This window comes from Paenarthrobacter sp. 10L420 (genome assembly GCF_056395385.1).
This window is the reverse complement of sequence record NZ_JBFTJK010000055.1, coordinates 1-1,584: the sequence shown is the minus strand read 5'-3', so window position 1 is coordinate 1,584 and position 1,584 is coordinate 1. Positions and strand designations below refer to the sequence as shown.

General features: G+C 63.9%; 1 protein-coding gene. It reads right to left on the bottom strand.

Translation table 11 applies throughout. The features are described 5' to 3' along the window. The coding region (locus AC1DD5_RS25615; RefSeq protein ID WP_477523122.1) for a mannitol dehydrogenase family protein at positions 1-1,493 on the bottom strand (1,493 nt) is incomplete at its 3' end. Positions 1,494-1,584 lie beyond the last annotated feature (91 nt).

Genomic DNA, 1,584 nt, shown 5'->3' with positions numbered 1-1,584 from the left:
CGGGATGTCGGATTGCTGGCATCGGCGATGGCGGCCAGTGGGCCGTGGGACTGCAGGATGTCGATAAATTCGCCGGTGCGTTCGATGAAGTCAGTGCGCTCGGCAAGTTCCTCGCCGAGGAGATGGTGATCGGCCAGGACACTTTCGGCTAGCTCGTGCCCGGAGCGGGACTGGGCCGCCAGACCGGCCAGGAGCCGACGGGCGGGATCTTCCATGGCATCTGCATGTTCGCCGGGCTCGAAGCCACCCAACGGTGCGAGGCACGTCAGGTAGGCGGCTGTGGTGAGGGCCAGAAGCTGCGGCATGGTCCCGGCGTCGAGCATTTTCAGCGCCGGCAGCGGAATGCGCTGCCTGAGTTTCACCGAACCGTCAGAACCGACTTGGCTGGTGCGGTGGCCCAAAGCTGAGTTGCGCCAGCGTGAGAAGAGTTGCTCCTCGTAGGCGCCGACATCCACGCCGGCGGGAACGTTGACGCTGGGCAGGTACTCGTCGCGCAGCACCGTACGGGCTGCCTGTTCGATGTGGGCCTGCGCTACCGATTCGGGGATGGTGGCTGCTCCGGTGAGGGCGCCCAAATAGGCGATCAGGGAGTGCGTGCCGTTGAGGAGCCGGACCTTGAGCTGTTCATACCCGGCGACATCATTGGAAAACACGGCACCTCCGGCTTCCCATGTGGGGCGGCCGGCTATGAAGTTGTCTTCCATGATCCACATGCTGAAGGGTTCCGCCGGGACTGGGATGGCGTCGATGTAGCCCCGACGTTCGGCGACGAGGGAACGGTAGTGTTCGGTGGTGGCCGGTACGATCCTGTCCACCATTGATGACGGGAAGCTGGTGTGCGAGTCGATCCAGGCCAGCGTTTCCGTTGCTTCGGCAGCTGGCAGCCTGGAGGCGAATTCCCGGACCAGCCGCTGTGTGTGGTGCCCGTTGTCGGCCAGGTTATCGCAGCTAAGGACAGTGATGGGTTCTGAGTGTGTGCGGGCACGTTGTTGAAGTCCGCGGACGATCTGGCCCATCGGCGTCTTGGGCGCTTTGGCGTTGAGCAGGTCGTGTTGTACTGCGGGGTCTGCCAGGTTCAACGATCCTGTGGAGGGTGAATAGGTGTAGCCGTTCTCGGTCACGGTGAGCGAGACAATCCGGGTGGCGGGGTCACCAATGACGATGGGGACGCGCTCCGGATCCTTCGCTGCCACAAAGGCGTCAGTGTGTACCCGGGGGATCGAAAATCCCGAGCCTTCGGGCGAGATCTCCACCACGGTATAGAGCATGTCCTGGGCGTGCATGGCGTCGGTGACAGTCGAGGACCGACTGGAAACGCCGATGATTCCCCAGTCGCCGCCGCCGGCTTTGATGGCCGCGTCGGTGTAGACGGCTTGGTGGGCGCGGTGGAAGTTGCCAAGGCCCAAGTGGACGACGCCCGCAGGAGGGGCGGTGCGGCTGCTGATGAGGCCAGGTGTGCCCAGCGAGAGTGGTGGGGTCTTTGGGGATGCCATGGTTTACCAGTCCTTCATGGAGCCGTCGAGCTCACGGGCAATCGGCAGGTAGGCCTGCTTGTACGGGAAGCGGGCTGCGGCCTCTTCGTCT